The organism is Coriobacteriia bacterium (assembly GCA_018368455.1).
Classification (GTDB): Bacteria; Actinomycetota; Coriobacteriia; order Coriobacteriales; family UMGS124; genus JAGZEG01.
The window spans coordinates 53,255-78,210 of sequence record JAGZEG010000003.1 but is presented as its reverse complement, the minus strand read 5'-3'; the positions used below and the strand labels follow the sequence as shown (position 1 = coordinate 78,210).

The window sequence follows — 24,956 nt, the reverse complement described above, 5'->3', positions numbered from 1 at the left end:
CGGGTACCGTCTACGCCAGCTCGGAGTAGCTGCCGAGGTACTTGAACTCCTCGGAGAACTCCTCGAGCTCACCGAGCAGCTCGTCAAACTGCGGCGATACAGCCGGCAGTTCGAGGTCGAAGTAGAACATGAACTCGAAGTCGCGCCCGGGGATGGGTCGGCTCTCGAGCTTTGTCAGGTTGACGTCGGCCGCATAGAAGCGCGCGAGCGTCTTGTAGAGCGAGCCGGGACGGTGTGGCAGCACCATCATGAGCGAGGCGCGGTCAGCCCCGGGATAGATCTGCAGGTCCTTCGTGATGCAGGCGAAGCGCGTGTAGTTATTGCCGACGTCCTGCACGCTGCGCTGCAGCACGCTGAGGTCGTACAGCTCGGCGCAGCGGCTCGACGCCAGCACGGCGACGTCGGTGCGGTCGGAACTCGCGACGGCCTGAGCCGCGGCAGCCGTATTGGCCTCCGGCACGACGCGTACGCCCTTGAGCCCGGCGAGGAATGTCGAGCACTGCGAGATGGCCTGCTCGTGGCTGTGGATCTCGCGAACGTCCTCGAGGCGCACGCCCGGCTTGGCGAGCAGGCAGTGATCGACCTTGAGGCGAACGGTGCGGGCGATGTGGAACTCGTGCTCCATCATCAGGTCGTAGACGCGGTTGACCGTGCCGGCCGTCGAGTTCTCGATCGGCAGGATGCCAAAGGCGCACAGGCCCTCGTCCACGGCCTTGAACACGCCCTCGAAGCTGGAGAAGTACATGATGGAGGGATGCTTGAACAGCTTGTCACACGCCATCTGCGAGTAGGCGCCCTCGACGCCCTGGCAGGCAACGACGGCCTTGGGAGGGAACATGGCCGGCGTACGCGCGATGGCGTCGGCGATGCGGGTGCGCAGCGAGCTCTGCGGGTGGAGGCGCCGCTCCTGATAGCCGCGGCTCATCTCCATGAGCAGCGAGAACAGCACCGTCGCGTAGCCGTCCATGCCGGGACGCGCCTTGTCGGCCACCTCCGCGAGGATCTGGCGCTCGCGCGTGAAGTCGGCGACGGGGCGGCCCGAGGCGCGCTTGGCGTCGGCGATGGCAGCGGCGACGTCCATGCGGCGCTCGAACAGCTCGAGCATGTCGGTGTTGATGGCGTCCATCTGGGCGCGCAGCCCCGCCAGCTCCTCCGGCGTCACCGGCGTAATGTTGTCAGACGCGGAATCAGTCATACCCACCCCTTACGGAAAAAGCGACCTCGACCAACGGAGCGGCGAGCACAGCGATGCCGCCCCAGCACAAACCGAGAACGGAGCGGCGTCTGTGGTGCGTCGCCCGCAAGGCGCCCAGGAGTGAAGCGTATTGGACATACGTGAGCTCCTGGGGAACGCAGCGGGCGGCGTGCCACAGCCGGCGCCCTGCCAGTAGAGCAACCTACAACGAAGCGGCGTCTGTGGTGCCCCAGATGCAAGGCGCCCGGTGGCGATGCGTATTGGACATACGTGAGCCCACCGGGGAACGCAGCAGATGGGGTGCCACAGCCGGCGCCCTGCCAGCACGTTAATTAGCGGCGCCGGGCGCATCCAACATGGCATCCATCAGCGCCAGCGCCACAGCCGCCTCAACGACGGGAACAGCGCGCGGCACGACGCAGGGGTCGTGGCGGCCCTTCACGACGATCTTCGTGGGCTGCATCGTCGCCAGGTCAACGGTGTCCTGCTCGCGCGCGATGGAAGACGCCGGCTTGAACGCCGCGCGCACGATGAGCGGCATGCCCGTCGAGATGCCACCGAGGATGCCGCCGGCGTTGTTCGTACGACAGCGCACCTGCCCGTCCTCGACGACATAGGGGTCGTTGTCCTGCGAGCCCCGCAGGTCGGACGCCCCGAAGCCCGCACCGAACTCGACGCCCTTCACCGCCGGCACGCCGAACAGCGCGTAGGAGATGCTGCCCTCCAGGCCGCCGAACAGCGGGCCGCCCAGGCCGACGGGCAGGCCGATCGCCGCGCACTCCACGACGCCGCCCACCGAGTCGTCCTCGTCACGCGCAGCGGCGATGGCTGCCTTCATGCGATCACCCGCCGCGTCGTCGATAACAGGGAACAGCTTGTCACCGGGAGCCGCTAGCTCCTCGGCACCCACGTGCAGCGGGTCGAAGCGGGCGTCGTCGATGCCACCCACACGGGCGAGGTGCGCGCCGATGTGCACACCGCAGCGCTCGAGCACCTGCAGGCAAACGCCACCTGCCATCGCGATACAGGCCGTGAGGCGCCCGGAGAAGTGCCCGCCACCCGTAGGGTCCTGCTCGCCGTCGTACTTGACGGCGCTCGGGTAGTCGGCGTGGCCGGGGCGCGGGCACGTGCGCAGGTTGGCGTAGTCGCCCGGCCTCGTGTTCGTGTTCTCGATCATCATGGCGAGCGGCGCCCCGCACGTGTTGCCCTCGGCGTTGAGGCCCGAGAGCACGATGGGGGCGTCGGCCTCCTTGCGCGGCGTGCTCCAGTCGTTGCCGCCGGGAGCGCGCCGGGTCATGAACTTTGCGAGGCGGTCAAGGTCGACGTGCTCGCCGGCGGGCAGGCCGTCGACGACGACGCCGATGGCGCGCGAGTGTGACTGGCCGAATATGGAGACGTGCACGTTACGACCGTATATCGAGGCCATGGGGCCGCTCCTTTCTTAAAAGAGGTGCGATCGGACGCTACCGCGTCACAGAGAACTCGTGCTCGTCGAGCTCAACGCAACCGCCCAGCAGGCGATAGTCGTCAAAGAACCCGGGGTAGGACTTGCCAACCGCCTGGGCGTCCGTGATGGTGACCGGGCCGTCGGCGCGGATGGCCGCCACGGCGCCCGCCATGGCGAGGCGGTGGTCGTTGTGCGACGAGAGCACCGAGTTGCCGCTCAGGCAGGCCGGAAGCGAGCCGTCCTCGCCAACGACGAGCGGCGCTTGCCCGCCGCACCCGTGGATGATGAGGCCGTCGTCCAGCTCCTCGACACCCACGCCAAGCGCTGCGAGCATCGCGTGCGTCGTCGCAAGGCGGTCGGACTCCTTGATGCGCAGACGACCCGCGTTGATGACGCGCGTGTCGCCCTCGGCGCACGCCGCCACGACGGACAGCACAGGCACGAGGTCGGGAATGTCCGCCGCGTCGATCGTCGTGCCGCGCAGCTGGCAGGGCTCGCCCGTCTGCGGGTCGACGCCGCACGCCGTCGCCCAGCCCTCGCCGGGATGCACGCGCACATGCGCGCCGAACTGGCCGAGCACGTCAAGCACGGCAAGGTCGCCCTGCTCCGTACCCAGGTCGACGTTGCGCACCGTGATGGACCGGCTCCCCAGGGCGCCGGCGCACAGCCAGAAGGCGGCGTTGGACCAATCACCCTCGACGTTGACGATGTCCGGCGTGCGGTAGGGCGTCGACGACGTGACCTCGTAGATGGAGCCGTCCACGGAGTTGGACACGCGCACGCCGAACTTCGCGAGCACCTCCGTCGTCATGACGACGTAGGGGCGCGACTCGACGGGCGGCTGGATGACGATGGTGCTCGCGCTGCCAACGAGCGGCAGGGCGAGCAGCAGGCCGGTCGTGAACTGCGACGATACGTTGCCCGGCAGCGTGAACGTCCCCGGCTCGAGGCGCCCCTCCGTCGCCAGGGGCCACGCCCCCTTCGGCGACATCTTGCAGCCGTGCGCCTCAAGCTGCTCGCGCAGAGGGGACAGCGGCCGCTCCGGCAGCCGTCCAGACCCCATGAATATGGCGTCAGCCCCCAGCGCAAAGCTCACGGGCAGCATGAAGCGCAGCGTCGAGCCGCTCTCGTCGCAGTCGAGCACGCGGTAGCGGTGCTCCTCGAGCACGCATCCGTCGTCGGTGCGCGGGATGGGCTGGACGTGAAAGCCGCCCGGCACGCGCTCGATAACGGCGCCGAGCGCCCCGAGGCAGCGGCACGTCGCCTCGATGTCGCGCGACGTCGTGGCGCAGCGCACCTCCGTGGGCGCGTCGGCCAGAGCGGCAGCGACGAGCATGCGATGGGCGGCGGACTTCGACGCGATGGCGGGAACCTCGCCCGAGAGCGGGCGGGGACAGATCGTTGCGGTGACGACGTGGGCCATGGAGCGCAGAACTCCCTTCGATGCGGCGGGCGCGATACGGCGAGCCTCCGAGGAGAACACCGTCCGCCCGCCTGTCGACAGCGGTTTCCTACAGATCGGCTGTCATTGTACGACCGGGCTCCCCAGACGAGCCGGAGACGCCAGCGGCAACAAGCGCTTCGAACGCGGGCAGGTCGAGCCTGCGCACCTCGGTGTGGCCGACGTCGCGCACGGTGATAACGTCCATCGTGGAGCCGACGCGCTTCTTGTCGGACAGCGCCGCCTCGTACAGGTCATGCGGCGCGTAGTCGCAGCCCGTCGGCAAGCCGTGCACGCGCAACTGGGCCTCGACGCGCGCGGCGACGTCCGCCGAGCACAGGCCCTTCGCCGCGCACGCCCGCGCCATGATGGCGCAGCCGGCGGCGACGGCGCGCCCGTGCGACACGCCAAAGCCGCTCAGCCGCTCTATGGCGTGGCCGACCGTGTGCCCAAGGTTCAGCAGCTTGCGCAGGCCGCCCTCGCGCTCGTCGGCCTCGACGACGTCGCGCTTGATGGCGACGCAGCGGGCCACGACGCGCTCGACCTGCGGCGCAAGCGGAGCGTTGAGCCACTCGAACAGCTCGGGGTCGCACATGATGCCGTACTTGACGATCTCGCCCGTGCCGTCCGCCCAGAACTCGGGAGGCAGCGTGGCAAGCACGTCCAGGTCGCACAGCACGAGAGACGGCTGGTAGAACGCGCCGGCGAGGTTCTTGCCCTGCGGCAGGTCGATGGCCGTCTTGCCGCCCACCGACGAGTCCACCATCGCGAGCAGCGACGTCGCGACCTGCACGAGGTGGCAGCCGCGCATGTACGTCGCCGCCGCGAAGCCCGCGAGGTCTCCGATGACGCCGCCGCCGAGCGCGACGATCGTCGATTGGCGCGTGAGCCCCGCCTCAGCCGCCGCTTCCAGCACGCGACCCAGGTTCGCCAGGCACTTCGTGGGCTCGCCCGCCGGCAGCACAAGCGTCGTGGGCGCAAAGCCCGCCGACCGCAGGCTCGTCTCGACGCGCGCGGCGTAGTGCGGCGCTACGTGCTCGTCGCTCACGACGAGCACGGCGGCGTCGGCGGCCGGCAACGCGGCCCTGACGCGCGCGCCAACCTCGTCGAGCAGGCCGCGCCCCACGGCGACGTCATACGACCCCGACGCCTCGACGCGGATGAGCCGTTCGCCGCGCTCCCCGACCCGGTCGCGCTCGTCAGGCGATCCGAGGGCCCGCGAGCCCGCGGCGCTGTCTATGAGCACCGCACCGAGCTCCTCCACCGCGTCCATCAGCGCTCACCTGCGATCCGGCGCTCGGCATTCTCCTTGGCGATGCGGCCGTCGCGCAGCAGCTCGCGCAGGCGGTCGGCGTCACGGCTCGCCAGCGCCTCGCGGTACTCCCCCAGCGAGGCGATGACGAGGTCGAGCTCCGTCAGCAGGTTGTCGGCGTCGTCGAGGAACAGCTCCGTCCACATGTTCTCGTTGAGCCAGGCCACGCGCGTCATGTCGCGATAGCTGCCCGCCGAGAAGCCCTTGTGGCCCTGGGCGGTCGGGCTCTTGATGTAGGCGTTGCTCACGACGTGGGCGAGCTGCGACGTGTAGGCGATGCGGCGGTCGTGCTCCTCGGCGGTCGTGACGCAGATGCTCCCGAAGCCCGCCGGCTCCAGGGCGCACTTGATGCGGTCGAGCAGCGCCATGTCGTCCGTGCGCGGCGGGACGATGACCATCGGCGCGCCGTGGTAGAGGTTGGCGCGCGCGTACTTGAAGCCGGAGTACTGAGCACCGGCCATGGGGTGGCCGCCCACGAACGTGAAGCCCCGGCCCTGCGCCAGCGGCAGGCAGGCGTCGCATACCTCGCGCTTGACACCGCAGCAGTCAATGACAAGCGTGTCGCCCGCAAGGTCGTCGGCGTGCTCGCACAGCCAGCCGATGGCCGCCCCGGGATAGACGGCCAGCAGCACGAGGTCGCACTGGGGGATCGTCGCGTCATCGAGCGCGCCATCGATCGTCTCGACGCGCGCCGCACCCATGACGTCTGCGTCGAGGTCGAACGCGTACACGCGCCAGCCGGCCTTGCGATACGCCTTGGCGAACGAGCCGCCGATGAGGCCGAGTCCGACGATGCCGACCGTGGGCCGCTCTCCGCGCTGGCCTGCGATGCGCGCCGTCTGCCCCTCCTCGCCCGCCATTACGCCACGACCTCTCGGATGGCGCGCACCTGGGGCATGAGTGCGGCGAACTGGTCGGGCAGCAGGGCCTGCGGGCCGTCGGACCAGGCGCACGACGGGCAGTTGTGCACCTCGATCTCCAGGCCGTCCGCCCCGCACGCAGTCGCCGCAAGCGCCATAGGGCTCACGTAGCGGTTGTAACCCGTCGAGTGGCTCGGGTCGGCGATGACGGGCAGGTGCGTCAGGTAGTGCAGCACGGGCACGGCGTTGAGGTCGAACGTGTTGCGCGTGCGCTGCTCGAACGTGCGGATGCCGCGCTCGCACAGCATAACGTTGTGGTTGCCCTCGCTCATGATGTACTCGGCGCTCATGAGCAGCTCGTCGATCGTGCCGGCCATGCCGCGCTTGAGTAGCACGGGGCGGCCCGTCTTGCCCACCTCGCGAAGCAGGTTGAAGTTCTGCGAGTTGCGGGCGCCCACCTGCAGGACGTCGATGTCCATGTCGACGAACAGCTGCACGTCGCGCACGTCCATGATCTCGGTGACGATGGGCATGCCCGTCTGGCGGCGCGCCTCGACGAGCAGCTCGAGGCCGGCTTTGCCCATGCCCTGGTTGGCATAGGGGCTCGTGCGCGGCTTGAACGCGCCGCCGCGCAGCATCGTGGCGCCGGCGGCCTTCACGGCGCGGGCGATCTCGAACAGGTTCTCGCCCTCGACGGAGCACGGGCCGGCGATGACCTGGAAGTGGCCGCCGCCCACGAGCACGCCGTGGCCGCAGTCGACGACGGTGTCCTCGGGGTGGAACTTGCGGTTCGCCTGCTTGAACGGCTCGGAGACGCGCGTGACCGACTCGATGATGTCCATGGACTCGAGCAGGTCCTTGTCGACGCGGCTCGTGTCGCCAATGAGGCCGACGACCGTGGACTCGCTGCCCGAGATGTTGACGTCGAGGCCCTTGCTCTTGAGCCACGTGACGAGGTTGTCGAGCTGCTCGGACGTCGTGCCGGGCTTGATGACAGCAATCATGGATGACGCTCCTTTATGTAGAGGCGGCGCGGCCTCAGCCTATGCGTGTCGAACCGCGCGCGGATATGTGCGACAAGGGCCTCCCGACCGCACGACGCGGCGGAAGGAGAGGTGCGGGCCCGCAAGACGCACGCGAGCCCGCGAAAATTGGCGTCGCCCTCGCTCGGTCGGACGTCGTGTTCGGCGCGCAGGGAGCGGTTGCCCTACTCGATGAACATGGCGTCGCCAAACGAGAGCATGCGGTATCGCTCGTGGATGGCGAGGCCGTAGGCGTCCATGATCTGCTCGCGCGTCGCAAACGCCGAGACGAGCATCATGAGCGTGGAGCGCGGCACGTGGAAGTTCGTGATGAGGGCGTCGACAACGTGGAACGTCGAGCCGGGCATCAGGTAAAGGTTCGTCGTGGCGTCGCGGCGCTCCACGATGTCGCCGCGCCCGCAGACGGCCGCCGAGTCGGCGGCGCTACTAAATCGCCGGGCCGTCACAGGCGGCGTGGCGACGGGAGCCTGCGGGTCCCATGCGCTCTCGAGCGAGCGCACGGCCGTCGTGCCCACGGCGACGACGCGATGGCCCGCCGCCTTCGTGGCGCGCACGGCCTCGACGACCTCGGGACCCACGTGGTAGCGCTCTGTGTGCATGACGTGCTGCGTCGGGTCGTCCTCCTCGACAAGGCGGAACGTGTCGATGCCGACCTCGAGCTCAACCGTCGCCCAGCCAATGCCCTTCTCGTGGCAGCGCTGCAGCAGCTCGGGCGTAAAGTGCAGGCCCGCCGTCGGAGCGGCGGCAGAGTGCTCCTCGCTCATGGCGTAGACGGTCTGGTACTTCTCCGGATCGCCAGCGTAATCGGTGATGTAGGGAGGCAGCGGGACGTGGCCGGCCTCGTGGATGGCCTCGTCCAGCTCTCGGGCGCTACCGTCGGGCAGTGTGCCCTGCGGCTCGAAGCGCACGAGGCGCGCGCCCTTGGAGTCCTCCACGAAGTCCACGATCGTGCCCGTGAGCACGACCGAGGCGTCCATCGGCGCATGCAGGCCGCCGGCGCGGTACTCGACGACGGCACCAGGCTTGAGGCGCCGGCCGGGGTTGACGAGGCACTCCCACACGCGGCCGAGCGCGTCGACGTCCTCGCGGCGCTTGAGCAGCAACGTCTCGGCGACGCCACCCGTGTCGCGCTTGTGGCCGATGAGGCGCGCCGGCATGACGCGCGTACGGTTAGCGACGAGCAGGTCGCCCGGCTCGAGGTAGTCGATGATGTCGCGGAACGTGCGGTGCTCGACGGAGCCGTCCTCGCGGTGCAGCACGAGCAGCCGGCAGGAGTCGCGCGGCTCGGCAGGGGCCTGGGCGATGAGCTCCTTGGGCAGGTCATAGTCGAAGTCGTCGGTTCTCAGCTGCATCGTTGCGCAACTTTCCACGTCGAGGGGCCACAGGCGGTCACGGCGGCGCCCCATGCGAGGCGCGCGTCCGACCCATGGGGAGCAGTCTAGCCATTCAGTGGGCTTCTCGGGTGCACAAACCGGGACAATCGACAGAAATATGGCGGACGCCGCAGTATCAGCACGACGATCGGTTTTCCCGCCGGCCGCCTCGCGTCCCCCGGCACCGAAGGAAAGCGACCTACCAGGGTATAATCCCTCAACGCGCCACAGCGCTTCCGACCGCAAAGGGGGCCGCACGATCGCCATGAACATCCTCGACTATCTCGGCACCGCGTTCGACACGTTTGCGACGCGGCCGCTCGGCAACGTCGATGCGCTCATCCTGACGCAGCTCTCCATGGTACGCGCCGAGGAGCTCGTCCCCGAGCGGCCCAGCAGCCTGCGAGCCCTCCCCCGCGCGCTGTTCGACGCCAGCGTGCGCGCCTACGTGCGCCCCGCCGACCTCATGCGCGCTGAGTTGTACGACCGCCTCTTCACCGGTCTCGCCTCGGACCGTCTTGAGGCACTGCTCTGCGCACTCGCTGCAAGCCCACGCTTTCGCGAGCTGCGCATCTCCCACCCGGTCAGCCTGTTCGACCCCGAGCGTCACACGCAGTTTGCCGCTGCCACCTATGCGTGGGGACGCGGGAGCGGCGCGTGGTCGTTCGTCGCGTTTCGCGGGACGGACACGTCGTTCACGGGCTGGCGCGAGGACTTCAACATGGCCATCGAGCCCCGCGTCCCCGCCCAGGAGCAGGCCGCACGCTACCTGGAGCGCGTCGCCCAGCGCACGCGCGGCCCGCTCTACGTCGGCGGGCATTCCAAAGGCGGCAACCTCGCCACGTACGCCGTCGCCATGGCCTCGCAGCGCGTGCGCGACCGCGTGGCGCGCGTGTGGTCGTTCGACGGCCCCGGCTTTCTTCCGCAGACGCTCTCGGCCGACGAGTACGCCCTCGCGCGTCCTCTCCTCACGAAGATCGTGCCGAACGAGTCGTACATCGGCATGCTGCTCGAGCGCGACGATGAGCTGCTCGTAGCGCGCAACACCGCCCACGGCATCGCACAGCACAGCGCCTTCACCTGGGAGATCGACCCGGACACGCTCGACTTCGCCTGGGCGGACAAGCTTTCCGACAGCTCGTCGTTCTTCCGACAGGTCATGAGCGACTGGGTCGGCCGCTACTCGCGCGAAGAGCTCGAGCAGTTCACCGAGGAGCTGTTCGCGGCACTCCAGTCCACAGATGCCCACGACATCGACGACCTGCTCGCTGGAGGACCCAAGACCGCCGCCATCCTCGGCCAGGCCGTGCAGAACGCTGGCGACGACGGGCGGCGTGTCGTGTTTGGCATGCTGGGGCAGCTCGGGCAGACCGCCGCGCGGCGGGCGGGTGACGGCATCACAGGGGCCGTGCGCTCGGGGGCCGCAACGCTCGCGAGAGCGCTGCGCCGCGGGAGAACCACGCGGTCTTAGAGGGCGTTTTCGGAAACGGACGCTCGCCTCTTCGGGCATACCCTGTCGCGAGGCGCCCAATTTCTGGCCAATAAGCCGCATCGTGTACTGGCGCCCGCGGGCAGGGAAACGCCGCGAAGATGCCGACCTGCGCAAATGCGGCGCCCGATCCCCTCGATCGAGCACCGCACCCAGAAGCGGCATGCACGACTCGCGTTTCTGCCCGCGCGCGGCTGCCTTCCGTGCGAATGCCTCGCGAGAAACGCTACCTCGCGCCCGCCGCGGCCGCGCGCACCACGTCCCGGTCACGCGTGCGAGCCTCGCGGGCCTCGCAGCGCTCCCACGCCGACTCCGCCGCCGAGAACCGGCAGCCGCAGTAGTTCTGGCGATACATGCCGAGCTCGCGCGAGCGCGTCGTCGCCTGCGGGTACCACGCCGTGAAGTCGCGGGGCAGCGGCTCGAGCCCCACGCGCCGCGCCTCGCGTTCGAGCTCGCGGTTGCAGGCATCGAGCAGCTGGTACGGAGAGACGGCCAGCGTCGTGGCCAGCGCGTCGAAGCCGCCCGCCGCCCCCATGTCTGCCGCGACGCGAAGGCGCATGCGGTAGCACGCCGTACAGCGGGCAGCTCGGTTCGTCCCGAAGCGCGCGACGTCCCGCTCCCAGGCCGCGGCGTCATAGGGCCCCTCAAGCACGGAAATGCCCTCGCCGCCGGCCCAAAAGCGTAGCGTCTCGAGCCGATGGTCGTACTCAGAGCGCGGCGCGATGTTGGGATTCACGTAGCAGATCGTGATGTCCCAGCCCTCCTGCTGCAGCAGGCGCGTCGGCTCGAGCGAGCACGGACCGCAGCACGCGTGCAGCAGAAGGCGCCGTCCGCTTTCGGCCATGGCTTAAAGGTCGCCTTCATCGAGCGAGGACGCGTCGGAGAGGTCGTCCACGACGGTCTCGCGGGCAGGCGCCTGCGCAGCAGAAGGCGCATCCGCCGTCGGAGTTGTGGGCTTCTCGGCCGCGGCCACCTGCTCCGCACGCTCCCCTGCGGCGGAGGCAGTCTCGCTCTTCCCCGCCACGACGCGCGTCACCTTGACGTCGCCCGAACCGCTCAGCACGGCGTCGAGCGCAGCTGCCGCCTTGGCAGCCTCCTTCTTCTCGACGGCGCTGAGGTAGATCTGGTAGTAGAGCAGACCGAGCACCGCCGCCGTGACCGAGCCCATGATGATGCCGAGCTTTGCCTCCGTCACGCTCGTGCCGTCGGTGAACGCCAGGCCGGAGATGAGAATGGACATCGTGAAGCCGATACCGCCCAGGATGCCCACGCCCACCATGTGGCCCCAGCGCACGTTGTCCGGCAGCTTGAAGCGGAAGATGAGCACCATGATGGCCGTCGTCAGCAGGATGCCGATGGGCTTGCCCGCGAGCGCTCCGATGAAGACACCCAGCGTCACCGGGTCGCCGATGACGGCGAGCATGTCGGCGCCAGCAAAGCTGATCTGCGCGTTAACGAAGGCGAACAGCGGCAGCACGAGGAAGTTGACCGGCCACGAGATGGCGTGCTCGACGCGCTGCAGCGGCGGCGTCACGCGATGCGACACCGTCTCGAGCTGGCGTGCAAGCTCCGTGACCTTGTGCTGGCCGAGCACGCGAGAGGTCGCGTCGTAGGCGTCGTCGATGACGTTGGCGCGCGACACGAGCCAGCTCGTGAAGTTCGTCAGCTGGACGTCGGAGCGCGACGGCAGCGTGAACGCCAGCACGACGCCGGCGAGCGTGGCGTGCACGCCCGAGAAGAAGAAGCACAGCCACAGCGCGCCGCCCACGAGCATGTACGGCGTCACCATGTACACCTTGCCGCGGTTGAGCGCCAGCAGAACGAGCGTCGCGCCCGCCGCCCCGGCCAGCCAGGCAAAGTTGACCGACGAGCTGTAGAACAGCGCGATGACGACGATGGCGAACAGGTCGTCGGCAATGGCCAGCGTCGAGAAGAACACCTTGGCGCCGAGCGGCACGCGATCGCCGAGCAGCGACATGACGGCCAGGGCGAACGCGATGTCCGTCGCCGTGGGGATGGCCCAGCCGTGCGACGTCTCCGCCGGGTTGATGAGCAGGAAGATGATCGCCGGGCCTGCGACGCCGCCCAGAGCCGCCACCATGGGAAGGATGGCCTGTTTGGGCTGGGCAAGCGCGCCGACGGTCATCTGATACTTGAGGTCGCAGCCCACGAGCAGGAAGAAGAACGCCATGAGCACGTCGTTAACGATCACCTCGAACGACAGGCCGATGAACGTGCCGCCGATCGTGATGCCGATGGGCGTCATCATGGCGTGATGCAGCGTCTCGTACAGCGCTGTGTTCGACAGGACGATAGCGACGACGGCGGCGATGATCATGAGGGCCGCGGCAGCCGTGTCAGAGAAGATCTCCCTCATGCGGCGCTTCGCCTCGAAGCGCTTGCGGGATACGTCGATCATCACGCTTTCGAGTCCCATGGGACCTCCTCACGGCAACAGTTCGGTCGTTCCAAAGATTCTGGGCGGCGGTGGCCCCGGGCGCGGCGCATCCCCCACCACTCGGAGCCGCCCGCTATACAGCGCGGCCGTCCGTCCGACGACGAGCGTCAGGCGGGCGGCCGTCACACAGGATCGCGCGATCGTGCGAAAGAGGGCGCGCGCCTACTCGGCGGCCTCGATGAGCGGCGCGGCGACCTGCTTCTTGCGGGAGAGCACACCGGGCATCCAGACGCCCTCGGGGCTGGCCGTGATCTTGAGGCCCTTCTCGGCCACGGCGGGGTCGCCGCAGATGAACACCTGCGAGCCCTCCTCGATGATGTCGGTCACGAGCAGCACGAGCGTGTCGCCCTCGTGCTCGGTGCGGTACGCCTCCATGGCGGCGCGCAGCTCGGCAGCCTGCTCGAGCACCGGCCCCTTGTTGACGGTCTCGTACTGGCCGATGTACACGGCCTTGCCGCCGATCTCGAAGCGCTTGATGTCGCGGCTCACCATCTGGGCGGGCGTGAAGCCGTCAGCCCCGCGGCTGCGGAAGACCTCGGCGCCGAACTCGACCGGGTCGCGGCCGATCTGCTTGCCGAGCTTCTCGGCGATGACGCGGTCGACAGGCGTCGTCGTCGGGCTCTTGAGCATGACGGTGTCTGTCATCATGGCCGCGAGCAGGCATGTGGCCTGCTCGTCGCTCATCGGGGTGTTCGTAATCTCGAACAGCTTGGCGATGATGGAGCAGCTCGAGCCCCACGGGAAGTTGAGGAACCAGATGGGCTGGGCTGTGGAGACATCGGCGATGCGGTGATGGTCGATGACGGCCACGATCTCGGCGTTCTCGATGCCGTCGATCGCCTGGGACAGCTCGTTGTGGTCGGTCAGGATGACCTTCGTCTTAGGCTCGGCGGGCTCGATGCACGTCTTGAGCTCAGGCTCGGCAAAGCCGACCTTCTCGAGCAGGGCCTTCGTCTCGCCGGGCAGGCCACCCTGGCGGCACGCGACGTACTCGTTGTCCTTGTCCAGCGTGTTGGCCAGCTGGGCAAACATGACGGCCGACATGATGGCGTCGTTGTCGGGATTCTTGTGGCCGATCACATAGACCTTGCTCATGAACGAAGATCCTCCTCGAATAGGACGTACGGATTCATACGAATGTACCCACCGTCGGCGTATTTTAACGCGCTCCTTATACGCGAACGGACTCGCCGGCCCCGAACCGCAAATCTCCCGCAGCCGGTCTCGCCAGCCCCGCGAGCGGGGCATCTGCGTGGAGTTCGCAAGAACGGGCGCCCGAGCGCACCGGCCTTACCCCGCGACCCGGGCGACGGGCGTGAAGTTCGCAAACGGGCAACGATCGGAAACGAGCCGAAAACGAGCGCGTGGCAGGCTGTGCTCATCCGACTCGAGCGAAGAAGGAGCGCACCATGGCAAAGCATCGCATCGCGGCGTTCATCCGCGCCGACCAACCCGACCTCTTCACGCCGTGCCTGGCGGAGTGGGGCCTCGAGGACGAGATAGAGGTGCGCGTCGTCCGCAGCGACGCGCCGGCAGAGCCCGAGGACGTCGAGGGCTGCGAGGGGCTCATCATGGGGTGGAAGGACGTCGACTACGCGCGCCTGCCCGAGATGAAGGACCTGCGCATCGCCTGCCGGCAGTCCATCGGCATCGACGGCATCGACGTCGACGCCTTCACGCGGGCCGGCATCGGCGTCTCGAACACGCCGAACTGGTGCTCGTACGACGTTGGCCTGCACTCCGTCGCGCTCATGCTCGACCTGTACAAGAAGCTGACGTACCTCGATCGCCACTACCGCCTGGGCGAGAAGGCGACGCGCGGCCTGTACGAACCGAACCGTCCCTGCGGCCAGACGTTCGGCATGGTGTTCTTCGGGCACATCGCGCAGTGCGTGCTGCCCATGGTCAAGGCGCTCGACATGAACGTGCTCGTGTACGCCCCCACGAAGAGCGCCGAGTACCTCAGGAGCTTCGGCTGCGAGAAGGCGGCGACCGTTGAGGAGCTCTGCCGCCGCTCGGACGTCGTCTCTCTCTACTGCCCGCTACTGCCCGAGACACGCCACATCATCGGGGCGCCCGAACTCGCCGCCATGAAGCCGACAGCGTTTCTCATCAACGTCGCGCGCGGCGGGCTCGTCGACGACGAGGCGCTGGCGACGGCGCTGCGGGAAGGGCAGATTCGCGGCGCGGGGCTGGACTGCCTCGAACACGAGCACGAGCAGGGGTTCGACCCGCTGGCAAGCCCGCTGCTGAGCATGGAAAACGTCGTGGCGACGCCGCACGCGGCCTGGTACTCCGTCGAAGCTCGCGCCGAACAGCCGCGCATCGCGCTGCGCCAGCTCGTTGACTACCTGCTCGACGGCAAAGCGCCAAGCGGCCTGGCCAACCCCGAGGCCCTCGGATTCCCGCCCCACACGCACCAGACGATCAAGTAGGGGCGCCCGCCCCCAGGGCACCTCCAGCGAAGGCGATCCCCTGGGGGCGGTTCTCTACCCCCGGATCTTGACGATCGGCTTTGCGCCTGGCCGGCAAAGGGCGCCGGCGAGGGGCACGCGCCGTCAAAATCTAGCCCTTGATTTTGACAATCGGCGCGTAACCCTTGAGCAGCTTCTTCGTCTGGCCGCCCTTGTCGAACTTGATCTCGACGGCGTCGCCCTTTGCCGACAGCACCGTGCCGGGCCCGAACACCTTGTGGCTCACGCGGTCGCCGCGCTCGAAGCTCTCCGACGTCCCCTGTGACGCGAAGCTCGCGGCCGCCGCCGTCGGCGCCGGCATCTCCGCAGCGCGCGAGCTGTCGGCATAGCTCCCGCCCGAGCGCGCCGAAGACGGCCGCCCCGACCCCATGCCGCGCCCCGAGCTGCCAAGAGACGCAAACGACATGCCGCCCGAGCGCCCGGAGCTCGACCCGCCGCTCGAGCGCGTCGCGCTGCCGAACACGCGGCCGCCGTACATGTCGGAACCACGTCCGCTGCCGAACGTCCCGTGGCGATCGCCGCGCTTCTCCCAGCCCGTGCCGAGGAAGCCCGACGAGCCCACGCCGACCGTCTCGAGGTGCCCCGCCGGGATCTCGTCGATGAAGCGCGAGCGCGGGTTTGCGACGGCCTCGCCGTAGAGGTGACGCGTCGCCGCATACGTCAGGAACAGCCGTCGGCGGGCACGGGTGATGGCAACATAGGCGAGGCGGCGCTCCTCCTCGAGGTTATCGTCCTCACGCTTGAACGAGGTGTGAGGGAAGATCGTCTCCTCCATGCCGGCCACGAACACGGTGTTGAACTCGAGGCCCTTGGCCGAGTGCACCGTCATGAGCGTGACGGTGGAGCCGCCCTCGCCTGCCGCGTCCAGGTCGGTTCGCAGCGCGAGCCACTCCATGAAACCGGCCAGCGAAAGGTCGCCCGCCTGGGCCTGAGCCGGCTCGCCTGCGCCGTCCGAATCGTCGAACAGACCCGCCTGCGTCCCGTCCGCGCCCGACGCCTCCGCCTGTACCTCGGCGTTGGACAGCAGGTCGCTCTCCACGTCGTGCTGCTCCACATAGTCCTGCACGACGCCAAAGAACTCGCGGATGTTGCCGACGCGCTCCTCGGCCTCAGGCGTGCCCTCGGCCTTGAGCGCCGAGATGAGGCCCGCCTTGTCGGCGATCATCTCGACGACGTCGCGCAGATTGCCTTCGTAGGCCGCCGCGTCGTTGATGACCTGGATGAAGCGTACGAGACCGTTGCGCGTGCGGCTCGACAGCGTGGGTTCGTCGACAATGGCCCGCCCCGCCGCCTCGAAAAACGAGATGCCCTGCCGAGCCGCGAGCGCCGCGATGCGGTCCTGCGTCGTGGCGCCGATGGAGCGTGCCGGCTTGTTGATGACGCGGCGGGCCGACACGTCGTCGTTGGGGTTCACGACGAGCTTGAGGTAGGCCGTGAGGTCGCGAATCTCGGCGCGATCGAAGAAGCGCGTGCCGCCGACGATCGTGTACGGGATACCGGCGCGCAGCAGCATGTCTTCGAGCACGCGCGACTGGGCGTTCGTGCGGTAGAACAGCGCCATGTCCGAGTAGTCGACGCCGCGATCGCGCAGCTTCGCGATCTCAGAGCCGATCCAGCGGCCCTCGTCGCGCTCGTCGGACGCTTGGTAGAGCTTGATCTTCTCGCCGTCGCCCTCGTCGGTGAACAGGCGCTTGGCCTTGCGCTCCGTGTTGTGCGCAACCACGGCGTTTGCCGCGTCGAGAATGTGCCCCGTCGAGCGGTAGTTCTGCTCGAGCTTCACGGACTTGGCCTCGGGATAGTCCTGCTCGAAGTCGAGGATGTTGCGGATGTCGGCGCCGCGCCACGAGTAGATGGACTGGTCGTCGTCGCCCACGACCATGAGGTTGCGGTACTTGGCGGCGAGCAGCTTGCAGATCTGGTACTGGGCGCCGTTCGTGTCCTGATACTCGTCGACGGAGATGTAGCGGAAGCGCTCCTGGTAGCCGTTGAGCACGTCGGGGCAGGTCGAGAGCAGCGTGTAGGCGTTGACGAGCAGGTCGTCGAAGTCCATGGCGTTTGAGCGCTTCAGGCGCGTCTGCAGCTCGGCGTAGACCTTGGCCGCGATCTCCCCCGGAGGCGTGCGCGCACTGGCAAGCATCTCGTCGGGATCCATGAGCTCGTTTTTCGCCGAGGAGATGCGCGAGCGCACCATGTTGACCGGAAAGCGCTTGATGTCGACGTTCATGCCGTTGAGGATGTCTTTGACGAGGCGGTTCGAGTCGTCGTCGTCATAGATCGTGAAGTTGTCAGTGTAGCCGAGGCGCTGTCCGTCGATGCGCAGCATGCGCACGCACATGGCGTGGAACGTGCAGACCCACATGCCGCGCGTCGAGCGGCCGCCCAGAAGCTTATCGAGACGCTCGCGCATCTCCTTTGCCGCCTTGTTCGTGAACGTGATGGCGAGGATCTGCCAGGGCGCGACGCCGAGGTCCTCGATCATGTGTCCGATGCGGTACGTGAGCACGCGCGTCTTTCCCGAGCCAGCGCCCGCAAGCACCAGCAGCGGGCCCTCCGTCGTGACGACGGCCTGACGCTGGGCAGGATTGAGCGAGTCGATGTCGATGGCCATGGGCACGTCACCTTTCGAACAAGTCGCGAGCACGGGACACGAGACACAGCGCGGGGCCGTGACGCCAAGGCCACGACCCCGCTGCGATGAGCCCATTCTATCGCGCGCGTGCTCCCCCGTCGTGGACGCCCCGTGGGGATGCCGTCGTACGGCGCAACGCAATGACCGCTTCTCGCAAACCGTTGAAGAACACATGTTCGTATGTTACGATAGCGCCATCGTATACAACCTTAAGCAACAAACTCTCTGGTCGAGCCCCAACAAACAGCCTCGTCACACACATTATGGTATCATATACGCTACCATGCTAAGGAGCACAGCATGCCAGACATACAGGAGCTCGTGGCCGAGATGCGTCGTTGCCAGAAAGGAGTTCGGTATCGCGATGCCGAGCGCGTGCGTACGGCCTACTTTGGACAAGCGCGTATGCATGGGTCGCACCATGTGTACAGGATGCCCTGGAAAGACGACCCCCGGATCAACATTCAGAACAAAGACGGCTACGTAAGCCCCTATCAGGTTAAACAAATCCTTGCAGCATTGGACAGATGGGAGTCCGAGCATGTATCAGGCTGAGGAGTACACGTTCCGCGTGTTTTACTCTCAAGAAGACCACGCCTTCATCGCAACCGCAGCCGAGTTTCCCAGTCTTTCGAACGTGGGAGACTCGCAAGCTGACGCGCTAGCAGGACTCGTCACGCTCATCCAGGACGTCCTCTCCGATCTGCAGGAGGAGGGAGCGGCGGCGCCCGAACCTCTTGGCAGGCGCCGCTACTCTGGCAAGATCTCCCTACGCATAACGCCCCAGCAGCACCGCCGGCTTGCCATGGAGGCCGCCGAGCAAGGCGTCTCCATCAATCAGCTTCTCGTGTCACGCGTCTAGCCCGGCCCTCCCTATAGGTCCCGGGTGCGGTAAAGGCGGACGCTCACCAGAGCGCTGATGGCCGTGAGGACGACCGCAACGCCGAGCAGCGCGAGCATCAGCGCCACGAGACCGCCTGAGGTGGACAGCGTTGCCACGGCGTCATCGAGCCCAGCCATGATCTGGTCACCCGCAAGCTGCAAGACAAAAAGCGGCACGAGCACGATCAGAACGATGGCGATCGGGTACACCCTCATGACGCGCTGCGCCCCGAAGCGAAAAGAGAGCGGTACGAGCGTACCAACAAGCAGCGAGCCAATCGCGAGCGCCAGCGTCAAGCTACCCCCCATGGCCGCCCACAGCGACGGGTCCGCAAGCGCCCCGAACCCACGACCATCCAAGCACCCTTGGACGAGCAGCGTCACCGACGACGCCGCGAGGAACGTGGCGACGCCCGCCACGCCCAGCGCCCCGATGGCAACGAAGCGGCCGAGCACGACGTCGCGACGCGCGAGCGGCAGCGCCATGCGATACGCGCTCCACCCGTTTGCGTCATCCATCACGCAAAGGTTCATACCAAACACCATGAGCGAGTAGATAGTGACGAACGCGACGGCGGCGGCGAGCACCTCAGCGCCCTGCAGGCTCAGGCACACCGCCAGCACGGCAAACACGAAGATCTGCAGCACGAGGAGGTGGCGAAACGAAACGAGGTCAATGCGCGCCGATCGGATGATGCCGCTCATAGCAGCTCTCCCTTCAGGACGAAGCCCAGATAGTCGTCGATGCCCATGCGCTCACACTCGAGCTCGGGCCAGCGCGCCGCAAACGCCGCGCGGTCGGGCACGCATAGCGCGACGCCCATGTCCTGCCGCAGCACGCGGGCCCGGTCGTCCCGCGTCTCTCCCGGGATGGCGTCCGGCCCTGCGGCACGCAGCTCGTCGAGCTCGCGAGAGCGCAAGCGCACGAGGCCCATGCGGTCGCAGATGTCGTCCTTGGGGCGCGTGAACACAACGCGACCCTCGTCGATGCAGCACACGATATCGGCGACCTTCTCCAGGTCGCTCGTGATGTGGCTCGAGAGCAGCACGGCGTGGCCGTCATCGGCAACGAAGTCGCGCAGCACGTCGAGCGCCTCGTCGCGAGCCATCGGGTCGAGGCCGGCCGTCGCCTCGTCAAGGATGAGCAGGCGCGCGTCGTGAGACAGCGCGCACGCAAGTTGCAGCTTCATGCCCATGCCACGAGAGAGGTCCTTGACGCGTTTGCGTGCGCCCAGTCCGAATCGCCCGCACAGCTCCTCAAAGCGCCTCTGGTCCCACGTGCGATACGCCAGTTGCATGATGCGCGCCACGCCATCGAGCCGTAGAGACGCCGGAAGGGGAACCGTGTCAAACACGACGCCGACGTGCTCCTTGACGAGGGCGCCTTTCGGGGCCGCGATGTCACGCGGGCTCATCCCTAGCACGCGTGCCTCTCCCCCGTCGAGCGAGACGAGGCCAAGCAGGGCCTTGATTGTCGTGGACTTGCCGGCCCCGTTGCGCCCAACAAAGCCGACAATCGTGCCGGCATCGACGCGCAGTGAGACATCCTGGAGCATGAATCCCTCGTAGCGCTTCGTCATGCCGCGGGCCTCTATGAGCGCCCCAGCATCCCAGGCGCCTTCATGGGAAAGCTGAGTGGGGAACGTCGCGCTCGTCACTGCGCTCACCTGCCCCTTTGTTCTATTCATTTCAGCTCACCTTCAAGGTCTATGAAAACGTTATCGTTGAGATTGAGAGTTTGTTGAGCGTGAGTCCGACCCCCTCACGGCTCCATCTGCAGGTGCAGCATCTCGAGAAGCTCGTCGTCGGACAGACCGAGCTCGCGCCCCTTGCGCACCGCAGAGCCGAGCAAGGCCTCGACGTCACGCAGCCGCTCCTCGCGCAGCATCTCGCGATTCCCACCCGCAACGAAGCAGCCCTTGCCCTGGACGGTCGTGATAAAGCCGGCCGCCTCGAGGTCGGCATAGGCGCGCTTCGTCGTGATGACGCTCACGCGCAGGTCGTTCGCCAGCACGCGCATGGAGGGCAACTGCTCCCCCCCCTTGAGCTCGCCCGCGAGGATGAGCCCCTTGACCTGCGACGTGATCTGCTCGTAGATCGGTTTCGTACTCGCGTTTGAGATGATGATCTCCACGGCGTAGGCCCCTTCGCTTCCGTACACGGTCGGCGCATCCGGCGTCCCCGACGCACCGTGCCCGGCTCGGCGTCCCGATCCAGGCATTCAATGCACCCTCAGGCGTCCCCAAGCGTACATAGTGTATATATACGACAATCACAGTATACACGGAGCAGCTCGCCATGCAAGACCAGGTCATCTCTTTGCTCTAAAACCCCGCCCGACCACGCAAACGCCGCATTACCGCGCGGTGTGTCCTGTATCCTATTGAGGACTTTTCGGAGTCAGCATGAGATCTCACGAAGGGATGACAAGACACCCATGAGCGAAGCCATCGCCACAGCTACGCCTGACATCGCGTGCCCCGCACCGAGCGGCACTCCGAATCCGCAGGAGCCATCCGAAAAGAGGGGGAAGATCCCCCTCATCATGAAGATATACGGCATCCTGTGCATACTGCAGGGCGCCGGCGTCGCTGTCCTCTCGATCATCCTCGCCGTGGGCCTGTTCGTCCTGCGCGACCAGATCCTCCCTCAGCTCAACGACACGACGCTCACGCTCGTGATCGAAATCGTCTCGTTTGCAGTGACGCAGGTCACGTCCGTCATGCTCGTCATCTTTGGCGTCCTGCTGCTGCGCAACCGCCAACGGCATGCCGCGCAGTGGGCCTACGCACTCATCGCAGCGACCGTCGCGTCGCTCGTCCTCGACATGATGCTCAACGGCCCGTCCATGGACCTGCTCGACAACTTCATCCAGATCGTCATCCTCGTCGCCATATCCGTCACCGTCGACCCCGCGCTGACGGACGAGCGCCATCTGCGCCGTAAGCTGCGCCGCATGGAGCTGCACGAGGACGCCGAGGAGGGCACGCTCGGCCGCGACGAGACGGGCAGGGGCTACATCACGCTCGACTTCTTCAACCTGTTCTGGACGTTTATCGTCTGCTGCGTGCTCGGCCTCGTCATAGAGGTCGTCTACCACATGGTCTTCGTCGAGCCGGGCGTCTACCAGGATCGCGCCGGCGTGCTGTTCGGCCCGTTCTCGCCCATCTACGGCTTCGGCGCCGTACTCATGACCGTGGCGCTCAACCGCTTCTGGTGCGCCAACGTCGTCGTCATCTTCCTCGTGAGCGCCGTCATCGGCGGTGCATTCGAGTTCTTCGTGAGCTGGTTCATGGAGACGGCGTTCGGCATCACGGCCTGGGACTACTCGGGCACGTTCCTCTCCATCGACGGCCGCACGAACGGCATGTTCATGGCGATGTGGGGCTGCCTCGGCGTCGTGTGGATCAAGCTGTGCCTGCCGAGGATGCTCAAGCTCATCAACCTCATCCCCTGGCAACTGCGCTATCCCGTGACCGTCGTGTGCGCGGCGCTCATGGTCGCCAACGGCCTCATGACGCTGCAGGCGCTCGACTTCTGGCATGAGCGCGAGTCCGGCAAAGTGCCGCAGACGGCTGTCGAGCAGTTCTACGCCACGCACTTCGGCAACGACTACATGGAGAACCGCTTCCAGTCCATGACGATCAACCCAGAGAACGCGGCCCGCGTGCCCGATACGACGACCGGCCAGCAGTAGGAGCAAGGCGCTCGTCCCCGCGCGCGCTACGCGAGGCCGAGCGCAAGCCCGATCGTGTGCACGACGAACGCCACGACCCACGCGACGCCGCACTGCAGCGCCACCATGCCGGCCGCGTAACGCGCACCCAGCTCGCCACGCACGACGCCGATCGCCGCGACGCACGGCGTGTACAGCAGCACGAACACGAGGAACGTGTAGGCGCTCAGCGGCGTGAACAGGCTCGCCAGCCCACCGGCAGCCCCGCCGACGAGCACGGACAGCGTCGACAGGACGCTTTCCTTGGCCAGAAAGCCCGTCGCCAGCGCACAGGCAGCCTGCCACACGCCAAAGCCGAGCGGCGCGAACAGCGGGGCGATGAGCCCGCCCAGGCCCGCCAGCAGGGAGTCCGCCTGGTCAGGCGCCACGTTCAGGCGAACGTCGAACGTCTGGAGGAACCACACGACGACGCTTGCCGCGAATATGATCGTGAACGCCTTCGTGATGAAGCCCTTCGCCTTGTCCCACACAAGCAGCAGCGTGCTCTTCAGGCTCGGCAGACGATAGTTCGGCAGCTCCATGATGAACGGCACCGGCTCGCCGCGAAACGCCGTGCGTCGCATGGCGAGGGCCACGAGCACGCCGACGCCCATGCCCAGGAAGTACAGGGACAGCATGACGAGGGTGCCGTTCGTCGGGAAAAACGCCGCGGTGATCGTCGCGTATACCGGCAGCTTCGCAGAGCAGCTCATGAACGGCGTCAGCAGCACCGTCAGGCGCCGGTCGTGTTCGGAGGGCAGCGTGCGCGTCGCCATGATGGCAGGTACGCTGCAGCCGAAACCGACGAGCATCGGCACGAGGCTGCGTCCCGACAGGCCGATGCGGCGCAGCGCCCGGTCCATGAAGAAGGCGACGCGCGCCATGTAGCCCGAGTCCTCGAGCAGGGACAACATCAGGAACAGCGTCGCGATGACCGGCACGAACGACAGCACGCTCCCCACGCCGCTCAGGGCGCCGTCCACGATGAGCGAGCGCACGACGTCGTTGATGGCGAGCGCGCGCAGCCCCTCGTCGGCAAGCCCGATGAGCGCCGAGACGCCGACGTCGAGCAGGTCAGCGAGCGGCTGGCCCACGAGGCCGAACGTCACCCAAAACACGAGCGCCATGATGAGCGCGAACACGGGCAGCGCCGTGAAGCGGCCCGTCAGGATGCGGTCGATAGCGACGGAGCGACGGTGCTCACGGCTCTCGCGCGGCTTTACGACCGCCTGCTCGCACAGCGCCTCGATGAAAGCGAAGCGCATGTCAGCAACGGCAGCGAGCCGATCGCAACCTGCCTCGCGCTCCATCTGCGTCACGATGTGCTCGACGGCATCTGCCTCGTTCGCGTCGAGGTCAAGCGCCTCGCGCACGAGCGAATCCCCCTCGACAAGCTTCGTCGCCGCAAAGCGCATGGGTATACCGGCGCGGCTGGCGTGGTCGTCCACGAGGGCGGCTATACCGTGAATGCAGCGGTGCAGCGCTCCCCCGTCGGGACCGTCCTGCCGGCAGAAGTCGAGCCGGCCCGGGCGCTCACGGCGCAGCGCAACGTTGACGACATGCTCGACGAGCTCGTCGATGCCCTCGCCGCGCGCGGCGACGATGGGCACGACCGGGACGCCGAGCTGCGCCTCGAGCTCGTTGACGTCGACGGTCCCGCCGTTTGCCGCGACCTCGTCCATCATGTTGAGCGCGATGACGAGCGGCACGTCGAGCTCCATAAGCTGCAGCGTAAGGTAGAGATTGCGCTCGATGTTCGTGGCGTCGACGACGTCGATGACGGCATCTGGGCGCTCCCGCAGGATGAACTCGCGCGTCACGACTTCCTCGCCCGTGTAGGGCGACAGCGAGTAGATGCCCGGCAGGTCGGTCAGCGTGACTTCGGGATGCGAGCGGATGGGGCCGTCCTTGCGGTCGACCGTGACGCCCGGGAAGTTGCCGACGTGCTGGTTTGAGCCCGTGAGCTGGTTGAATAGCGTCGTCTTGCCGCAGTTCTGGTTGCCGACGAGAGCAATGGACAGCGGGCTGCCCTGCCGGCGCTCCGCCTGCGAGCCATCGCGCCGCGGGCTGTAGCGGCCCTCTCCCAGAGCCAGATGCGCCGCGCGAGGCCTGCGGACCGAGGACCGCTCGGCGCCGGAGCCGGCCGTGCCGGGAACGTGCGCCTCGTGGACGTCGCGCAGCGCGATGTGGGCCGCGTCATCACGCCGCAGCGTCAGCTCGTAGCCGCGCAGGCGGATCTCCACGGGGTCGCCCAGAGGCGCGACCTTCATCATCGTGACCTCGGTGCCCGGCGTCAGCCCCATGTCGAGCAGATGGGCCCGCAGGCTCGTCTCCGCGCAGTCCACGGAAGCGACAACGGCGTCCTTGCCGATGGGCAGCGTGTCAAGCGACATACCCGACGCGTCCTGTGACTCGGCCCGCCGACCCGTACCCTGCGCCATGAATCGTCCCCTCTTTGCGTTTAAGTACCGCGCGAGGCCCACGACGGCCCCGCCCTTCCTTTCTCCCACCTGCCGCGCGCTCGCAGGGGCGCACGGCCTGAGAAGTATAGCCCAGGCGGCCCTTTTCTCGCAGTTCGGCACACCTGTAGCCCGTTTTGCGCGAGGAGGTACCACACCGTGCGCGAATCTCAGTGCAA

Annotated in this window: 19 protein-coding genes; 4 read left to right on the top strand and 15 right to left on the bottom strand. The window is 67.4% G+C overall.

All coding sequences use genetic code 11. The features are described 5' to 3' along the window. Nucleotides 1–10: 10 nt before the first annotated feature. From KHZ24_02655 to queA, 7 genes are all read right to left on the bottom strand, one after another. Nucleotides 11–1,195 carry a chorismate mutase gene (locus tag KHZ24_02655; protein MBS5450104.1) on the bottom strand — a complete coding sequence of 395 codons (1,185 nt, stop codon included), beginning with the start codon at nt 1,193–1,195 and terminating at the stop codon, nt 11–13. A gap of 328 nt (nt 1,196–1,523) precedes the next feature. Beyond that, entirely contained in the window at nt 1,524–2,621 is a 1,098-nt protein-coding gene (gene aroC / locus KHZ24_02650) for a chorismate synthase (GenBank protein MBS5450103.1), read from the bottom strand. Nucleotides 2,622–2,658: 37 nt separating this feature from the next. Then, nucleotides 2,659–4,065 carry a 3-phosphoshikimate 1-carboxyvinyltransferase gene (gene aroA, locus KHZ24_02645; GenBank protein ID MBS5450102.1) on the bottom strand — a complete coding sequence of 469 codons (1,407 nt, stop codon included), beginning with the start codon at nt 4,063–4,065 and terminating at the stop codon, nt 2,659–2,661. Between the two features lie 88 nt (nt 4,066–4,153). Further along, nucleotides 4,154–5,356 carry a 3-dehydroquinate synthase gene (gene aroB / locus KHZ24_02640; protein MBS5450101.1) on the bottom strand — a complete coding sequence of 401 codons (1,203 nt, stop codon included), beginning with the start codon at nt 5,354–5,356 and terminating at the stop codon, nt 4,154–4,156. Continuing rightward, complete coding sequence (locus tag KHZ24_02635; GenBank protein MBS5450100.1) at nt 5,356–6,255, bottom strand: prephenate dehydrogenase/arogenate dehydrogenase family protein; 900 nt, start codon at nt 6,253–6,255, stop codon at nt 5,356–5,358. The genes aroB and KHZ24_02635 overlap by 1 nt, the downstream gene beginning before the upstream one ends. Continuing rightward, nucleotides 6,255–7,259: a 3-deoxy-7-phosphoheptulonate synthase gene (aroF, locus tag KHZ24_02630; protein MBS5450099.1), complete on the bottom strand. Its 1,005-nt coding sequence runs from the start codon at nt 7,257–7,259 to the stop codon at nt 6,255–6,257. The genes KHZ24_02635 and aroF overlap by 1 nt, the downstream gene beginning before the upstream one ends. 203 nt (nt 7,260–7,462) lie before the next feature. Further along, nucleotides 7,463–8,644 carry a tRNA preQ1(34) S-adenosylmethionine ribosyltransferase-isomerase QueA gene (queA, locus tag KHZ24_02625; GenBank protein MBS5450098.1) on the bottom strand — a complete coding sequence of 394 codons (1,182 nt, stop codon included), beginning with the start codon at nt 8,642–8,644 and terminating at the stop codon, nt 7,463–7,465. Nucleotides 8,645–8,936: 292 nt separating this feature from the next. Here queA and KHZ24_02620 point away from each other — a divergent pair, with 292 nt between their 5' ends. Next, nucleotides 8,937–10,142, top strand: a complete 1,206-nt coding sequence (locus KHZ24_02620; GenBank protein MBS5450097.1) for a DUF2974 domain-containing protein — start codon at nt 8,937–8,939, stop codon at nt 10,140–10,142. Nucleotides 10,143–10,386: 244 nt separating this feature from the next. Here the strand turns inward: KHZ24_02620 and KHZ24_02615 are convergent, their stop codons facing one another. From KHZ24_02615 to KHZ24_02605, 3 genes are all read right to left on the bottom strand, one after another. Further along, nucleotides 10,387–11,004 (bottom strand): epoxyqueuosine reductase QueH, encoded by a 618-nt coding sequence (locus KHZ24_02615; protein MBS5450096.1) that lies wholly within the window; start codon nt 11,002–11,004, stop codon nt 10,387–10,389. Between the two features lie 3 nt (nt 11,005–11,007). Beyond that, nucleotides 11,008–12,579 carry a Na+/H+ antiporter NhaA gene (gene nhaA / locus KHZ24_02610; GenBank protein MBS5450095.1) on the bottom strand — a complete coding sequence of 524 codons (1,572 nt, stop codon included), beginning with the start codon at nt 12,577–12,579 and terminating at the stop codon, nt 11,008–11,010. Nucleotides 12,580–12,780: 201 nt separating this feature from the next. Continuing rightward, nucleotides 12,781–13,713 (bottom strand): manganese-dependent inorganic pyrophosphatase, encoded by a 933-nt coding sequence (locus KHZ24_02605; protein ID MBS5450094.1) that lies wholly within the window; start codon nt 13,711–13,713, stop codon nt 12,781–12,783. Between the two features lie 314 nt (nt 13,714–14,027). Here KHZ24_02605 and KHZ24_02600 point away from each other — a divergent pair, with 314 nt between their 5' ends. Continuing rightward, the gene (locus KHZ24_02600) at nt 14,028–15,053 is read left to right on the top strand and encodes a C-terminal binding protein (GenBank protein MBS5450093.1); all 1,026 of its coding nucleotides are present in this window, start codon (nt 14,028–14,030) and stop codon (nt 15,051–15,053) included. Between the two features lie 130 nt (nt 15,054–15,183). Here KHZ24_02600 and KHZ24_02595 read toward each other — a convergent pair whose 3' ends face one another. Further along, a complete protein-coding gene (locus tag KHZ24_02595; protein ID MBS5450092.1) occupies nt 15,184–17,700 on the bottom strand; it encodes a UvrD-helicase domain-containing protein in 2,517 nt (838 codons plus the stop codon). Nucleotides 17,701–18,262: 562 nt separating this feature from the next. Here KHZ24_02595 and KHZ24_02590 point away from each other — a divergent pair. Further along, the gene (locus KHZ24_02590; protein ID MBS5450091.1) at nt 18,263–18,583 is read left to right on the top strand and encodes a toxin-antitoxin system HicB family antitoxin; all 321 of its coding nucleotides are present in this window, start codon (nt 18,263–18,265) and stop codon (nt 18,581–18,583) included. A gap of 11 nt (nt 18,584–18,594) precedes the next feature. Here the strand turns inward: KHZ24_02590 and KHZ24_02585 are convergent, their stop codons facing one another. The 3 genes from KHZ24_02585 to KHZ24_02575 form a co-directional block, all read right to left on the bottom strand. After that, nucleotides 18,595–19,308, bottom strand: a complete 714-nt coding sequence (locus KHZ24_02585) for an ABC-2 transporter permease (GenBank protein ID MBS5450090.1) — start codon at nt 19,306–19,308, stop codon at nt 18,595–18,597. Next, complete coding sequence (locus KHZ24_02580) at nt 19,305–20,291, bottom strand: ABC transporter ATP-binding protein (protein MBS5450089.1); 987 nt, start codon at nt 20,289–20,291, stop codon at nt 19,305–19,307. The genes KHZ24_02585 and KHZ24_02580 overlap by 4 nt, the downstream gene beginning before the upstream one ends. 74 nt (nt 20,292–20,365) lie before the next feature. Next, nucleotides 20,366–20,737: a GntR family transcriptional regulator gene (locus tag KHZ24_02575; protein MBS5450088.1), complete on the bottom strand. Its 372-nt coding sequence runs from the start codon at nt 20,735–20,737 to the stop codon at nt 20,366–20,368. 303 nt (nt 20,738–21,040) lie between these two features. Between KHZ24_02575 and KHZ24_02570 the strand changes: the two genes are divergently transcribed. After that, entirely contained in the window at nt 21,041–22,300 is a 1,260-nt protein-coding gene (locus KHZ24_02570; protein MBS5450087.1) for a putative ABC transporter permease, read from the top strand. Nucleotides 22,301–22,326: 26 nt separating this feature from the next. On the opposite strand, the gene feoB is transcribed toward KHZ24_02570, so the two are convergent. Then, entirely contained in the window at nt 22,327–24,711 is a 2,385-nt protein-coding gene (feoB, locus tag KHZ24_02565; GenBank protein ID MBS5450086.1) for a ferrous iron transport protein B, read from the bottom strand. Nucleotides 24,712–24,956 lie beyond the last annotated feature (245 nt).

Bases quoted from the DNA above. Each gene is read 5' to 3' on its own strand.
- aroF (MBS5450099.1), bottom strand. From the start codon at position 7,259: ATGATTGCTGTCATCAAGCCCGGCACGACGTCCGAGCAGCTCGACAAC.
- aroB (MBS5450101.1), bottom strand. From the start codon at position 5,356: ATGGACGCGGTGGAGGAGCTCGGTGCGGTGCTCATAGACAGCGCCGCG.
- KHZ24_02585 (MBS5450090.1), bottom strand. From the start codon at position 19,308: ATGAGCGGCATCATCCGATCGGCGCGCATTGACCTCGTTTCGTTTCGC.
- KHZ24_02615 (MBS5450096.1), bottom strand. From the start codon at position 11,004: ATGGCCGAAAGCGGACGGCGCCTTCTGCTGCACGCGTGCTGCGGTCCG.
- KHZ24_02590 (MBS5450091.1), top strand. From the start codon at position 18,263: ATGTATCAGGCTGAGGAGTACACGTTCCGCGTGTTTTACTCTCAAGAA.
- KHZ24_02570 (MBS5450087.1), top strand. From the start codon at position 21,041: ATGAGCGAAGCCATCGCCACAGCTACGCCTGACATCGCGTGCCCCGCA.
- KHZ24_02595 (MBS5450092.1), bottom strand. From the start codon at position 17,700: ATGGCCATCGACATCGACTCGCTCAATCCTGCCCAGCGTCAGGCCGTC.
- KHZ24_02635 (MBS5450100.1), bottom strand. From the start codon at position 6,255: ATGGCGGGCGAGGAGGGGCAGACGGCGCGCATCGCAGGCCAGCGCGGA.
- KHZ24_02580 (MBS5450089.1), bottom strand. From the start codon at position 20,291: ATGAATAGAACAAAGGGGCAGGTGAGCGCAGTGACGAGCGCGACGTTC.
- KHZ24_02605 (MBS5450094.1), bottom strand. From the start codon at position 13,713: ATGAGCAAGGTCTATGTGATCGGCCACAAGAATCCCGACAACGACGCC.
- aroC (MBS5450103.1), bottom strand. From the start codon at position 2,621: ATGGCCTCGATATACGGTCGTAACGTGCACGTCTCCATATTCGGCCAG.
- KHZ24_02620 (MBS5450097.1), top strand. From the start codon at position 8,937: ATGAACATCCTCGACTATCTCGGCACCGCGTTCGACACGTTTGCGACG.
- nhaA (MBS5450095.1), bottom strand. From the start codon at position 12,579: ATGATCGACGTATCCCGCAAGCGCTTCGAGGCGAAGCGCCGCATGAGG.
- aroA (MBS5450102.1), bottom strand. From the start codon at position 4,065: ATGGCCCACGTCGTCACCGCAACGATCTGTCCCCGCCCGCTCTCGGGC.
- KHZ24_02600 (MBS5450093.1), top strand. From the start codon at position 14,028: ATGGCAAAGCATCGCATCGCGGCGTTCATCCGCGCCGACCAACCCGAC.
- KHZ24_02655 (MBS5450104.1), bottom strand. From the start codon at position 1,195: ATGACTGATTCCGCGTCTGACAACATTACGCCGGTGACGCCGGAGGAG.
- feoB (MBS5450086.1), bottom strand. From the start codon at position 24,711: ATGTCGCTTGACACGCTGCCCATCGGCAAGGACGCCGTTGTCGCTTCC.